Origin of the sequence: Pseudomonas sp. TWI923 (assembly GCF_039673365.1) — a bacterium.
GTDB classification, from domain to species: domain Bacteria; phylum Pseudomonadota; class Gammaproteobacteria; order Pseudomonadales; family Pseudomonadaceae; genus Aquipseudomonas; species Aquipseudomonas sichuanensis.
The window spans coordinates 1-4,068 of the sequence record NZ_JBDJLM010000150.1 but is presented as its reverse complement, the minus strand read 5'-3'; the positions used below and the strand labels follow the sequence as shown (position 1 = coordinate 4,068).

Annotated in this window: 3 protein-coding genes; all 3 read right to left on the bottom strand. The window is 66.7% G+C overall.

The genetic code is table 11. From position 1 onward, the window contains the following. Positions 1 to 112 precede the first annotated feature (112 nt). Positions 113 to 1,129: an ABC transporter permease gene (locus ABE459_RS25725; protein WP_323831026.1), complete on the bottom strand. Its 1,017-nt coding sequence runs from the start codon at positions 1,127 to 1,129 to the stop codon at positions 113 to 115. Continuing rightward, positions 1,129 to 2,187, bottom strand: a complete 1,059-nt coding sequence (locus ABE459_RS25720; RefSeq protein WP_323831027.1) for a microcin C ABC transporter permease YejB — start codon at positions 2,185 to 2,187, stop codon at positions 1,129 to 1,131. The genes ABE459_RS25725 and ABE459_RS25720 overlap by 1 nt, the downstream gene beginning before the upstream one ends. Beyond that, positions 2,184 to 4,068: extracellular solute-binding protein (locus tag ABE459_RS25715; protein ID WP_346648173.1), on the bottom strand; the 1,885-nt coding region annotated here is incomplete at its 5' end. The genes ABE459_RS25720 and ABE459_RS25715, both read right to left, overlap by 4 nt.

The following is a 4,068-nucleotide window of genomic DNA, read 5'->3' as shown; positions in this document are numbered from 1 at the left end:
GCGAAAGGGCCGCAAAGCGGCCCCGGCGATCTTTGCATCAACGCTGAAATCCTGGGGCCGCTTTGCGGCCCATTCGCGACTCAAGGCCGCTCCTACAGGGATCGTGCCGAGCTTACCGCCGGGGATCGAACGCCTCACGCAGCGCATCGCCGATGAACACCAGCAACGACAGGATCAGCGCCAGGGCAAAGAACGCGGTAAAGCCCAGCCACGGCGCCTCCAGGTGCTGCTTGCCCTGGGTCACCAACTCGCCCAGTGACGCACTGCCCGCAGGCATGCCAAAACCGAGGAAATCCAGCGCGGTAAGGGTAGTGATCGCCCCGGTGAGCATGAAGGGTACGTAGGTGAGGGTGGCGTTCATGGCGTTGGGCAGGATATGCCGCAGCATCACCTGGCTGTCCGGCAGCCCCAGCGCGCGGGCTGCCTTGACGTACTCCAGGTTGCGCCCGCGCAGGAACTCGGCGCGCACCACATCGACCAGCGCCAGCCACGAAAACAGCGCCATGATCCCCAGCAGCCACCAGAAGTCCGGCTCGACGAAACCCGAGAGGATGATCAGCAGGTACAGCACCGGCAGCCCCGACCACACCTCCAGCAAGCGCTGCCCGAGCAGGTCGACCCAGCCCCCGTGATACCCCTGCAAGGCGCCGGCAGTGACGCCGATCAGCACGCTGAGCACGGTCAGGGCAAAAGCGAACAGCAGCGACACCCGCGTGCCGTACAGCACCCGCGCCAGCACGTCGCGCCCTTGATCATCGGTGCCCAGCCAATTGACCGCGCTTGGCGGGCTGGGGGTGGGTACCTGCAGGTCGTAGTTAGGGGTGTCGGCGCTGAACGGGATGGGCGCGAACAGCATCCAGCCGCCTTGGCCCTCGATCAGTTGGCGCACGTACTGGCTGCGGTAGTCGGGCTGGAACGGCAACTGGCCGCCGAATTGCTGCTCGGTGTAGCGCTTGAGTGCAGGGGTATACAGCTGGCCTTGGTACGACAGCAGCAGCGGCTTGTCGTTGGCCACCAGCTCCGCGCCGAGGCTGAGTATCAACAGGCCGGCGAACAGCCACAGCGAGACCCAGCCTAGGCGGTTGGCGCGAAAGCGCTTCAGGCGGCGTCGAGCGATGGGCGAGAGCATCAGCGGCCCCTCGCGTCGAAGTCGATGCGCGGGTCGAGCGCCGTGTAGCAGAGGTCGCCGATCAAGCGGATCAGTAGCCCCGCCAGGGTGAAGATGAACAGCGTGCCGAACACCACCGGGTAGTCCCGCGACACCGCCGCCTCGTAGCTCATGCGGCCCAGGCCATCGAGGGAGAAGATCACCTCGATCAGCAGGGAACCTGCGAAGAACACCGTGATCAGCGCCTGCGGCAACCCGGCCACCACCAGCAGCATAGCGTTGCGCAGCACATGGCCGTACAGCACCCGGCGTTCGCTCAGGCCCTTGGCCCGGGCGGTGACCACGTACTGCCGGGAGATTTCGTCGAGGAAGGCGTTCTTGGTCAGCAGGGTCAAGGTGGCGAAACCGCCGATCACCAGGGCGCCGACCGGCAGCACCAGGTGCCAGAAGTAATCGGCCAGCTTGCCCAGCAGGCTGAGCTGGTCGAAGTCATCCGACACCAGCCCGCGCACCGGGAACCAGTTGAGTGAGGTGCCGCCGGCAAACAGCACGATCAACAGCAGGGCGAACAGGAACGAGGGCAGGGCATAGCCGACCACGATCAGCGCGCTGCTCCAGGCATCGAAGCGGCTGCCATGGCGCACCGCCTTGCGGATACCCAGCGGAATCGACACCAGGTAGGTGATCAGCGTCGCCCAGAAACCCAGCGAGAGCGTCACCGGCAGTTTCTCCAGGATCAGGTCGGTGACCTTGGCGCCGCGGAAGAAGCTCTGGCCGAAGTCCAGCCGGGCGTACTGGCCGAGCATCAGCCACAGTCGTTCGGGGGCGGACTTGTCGAAGCCGTACTGGTGCTTGATCTCCTCGATCAGCTTGGGGTCCAGGCCACGGGTGGCGCGGGACTCACCGTGTACCGCCTCGGCCCGTGCGCCGGGGGCGCCGCCGCCGAGGCCCTGGAGTCGCGCCACGGCCTGCTCCACCGGGCCGCCGGGGGCGGCCTGGACGATGGCGAAGTTGACCAGCAGGATCGCCAGCAACGTGGGGATGATCAGCAGCAGGCGGCGCAGGATGTAGCTGGTCATGGCTGTTTCCCGAGCCGTTCGGCCATCTGTTCGCTGGTCAGCGCCGTCGGGCTGACCTCCCACCAGGTGTCCAGGCCTTCGTCATAGGTGGCTTGCACCTTGGGCAGGCCGAAGCGATTCCACCAGACCGTCGAGCTGCCCGGCGGGTAGTAGTTGGGGATCCAGTAGTAGTTCCATTGCAGCACCCGGTCCAGGGCATGGGCGTGGCGCAGCATGTCGGGCTGGCTGCTGGCGCGCACCAGCCCGTCGAGCAGGTGGTCCACCGCCGGGTCCTTGAGCACCATCAGGTTGTTCGAGCCGGGGTCGTTGGCCGCGGCGGAGCCGAAATAGTTGTACAGCTCGCTGCCCGGCGACAGGGTCACCGGGTAGCCGGTGACGACCATGTCGTAGTCGCGGGCCATCAGGCGGTTGACGTACTGCGCGGCGTCGACGTTGCGGATGTTCAGCTCGATGCCGATCTGCGCCAGGTTGCGCTTCCACGGCAGCAGCAGGCGCTCCATGCCCGACTGGCCGTTGAGGAAGGTGAAGCTCAGCGGTTCGCCCTGGGCGTTGACCAGGCGATCGCCTTCGGGGCGCCAGCCGGCGGCCTGGAGCAGGGCCAGGGCTTGCAACTGCTGCGGGCGGATGATCCCAGTGCCGTCGGTGACCGGGGCGCTGAACACCTGGCTGAACACTTCGTCGGGCACCTGGCCGCGCAGCGGCTCAAGCAGCTTGAGTTCGTCCGCGTCCGGCAGCGTGCGTGCTGCCAGCACGGTGTTGGAGAACAGGCTCTGCTGGCGGATGTACAGATTACGCATCATCTGCCGGTTGCTCCACTCGAAGTCCCAGAGCATGCCCAGGGCCTGGCGCACCCGGCGATCCTGGAACTGCGGCCTGGCCAGGTTGAACACGAAACCCTGGGCCACCTGCGGCTTGGCCGGGCCCAGGTGGGCGCGTTGCAGGCGGCCGTCGTCGAGCTGGGCGCCGTTGTAGCCGAGGGTGAAGGCGGTGGCGGAGAACTCGCGGTTGTAGTCGTAGCCGCCGCCCTTGAGCACCTGGCGCGCCACCTCGGTGTCGCCGAAGTACTCGATGCGCAGGCGCTGGAAGTTGTACAGGCCACGGGCCACCGGCAGGTCTTTGGCCCACCAGTCGGCATTGCGTTCGAAGGTGATGCTGCGGCCGTTGTCGATCCGGCTGATGCGGTACGGGCCGCTGCCCACGGGCTTGTCGAAACCGGCACCATTGGCGAAGTCGCGCTGCTGCCAGTCATGTTCGGGCAGCACGGGCAGGCTGGCCAAGTCCAACGCCAGGGTGCGTCCGTGCGGCTGCTTGAAGTCGAAGCGTACCTGCCGCGGGCCTTCGACTGTCACCCCGGCCACTTCGGCGAAACGCGTGCGGTAATTGAGGCTGCCCTTGCTCATCAGCAGTTCGAAGGTGAAACGCACATCCTCGGCGCGCACCGGCTTGCCGTCGGCGAAGGTGGCGCGGGGGTCGAGGTACAGGCGCAGCCAGGCATCGTCGGGGCCGCGCTCCAGGCGCTGGGCGATCAGGCCATAGACCGTGTAGGGCTCGTCGAAGGCGCGAATGGCCAGCGGCGCGTACAGCCAGCCTTCGACCTGGCTAACGCCAATGCCCTTGTCGATGAACGGCAGGATATGGTCGAACTGGCCGATCTCCAGGGCCGAACGGCGCAGGCTGCCGCCTTTGGGGGCGTCCGGGTTTACGTAGGCGAAGTGCTGGAAACTGGCGGGGTAGCGGGGGGCTTCACCGTAGACGGTGAGGGCGTGGGTGGGGGCGGCCTGGGCGAAACAGGCCATGCACGCCAGGGCGATGCAACACAGTACCTGTGGGAGCGGGCTTGCCCGCGAATGCGTCCGTTCGAGCAACGTCGTTGTCTTGGCG

Bases quoted from the DNA above. Each gene is read 5' to 3' on its own strand.
- ABE459_RS25725 (WP_323831026.1), bottom strand. From the start codon at position 1,129: ATGCTCTCGCCCATCGCTCGACGCCGCCTGAAGCGCTTTCGCGCCAAC.
- ABE459_RS25720 (WP_323831027.1), bottom strand. From the start codon at position 2,187: ATGACCAGCTACATCCTGCGCCGCCTGCTGCTGATCATCCCCACGTTG.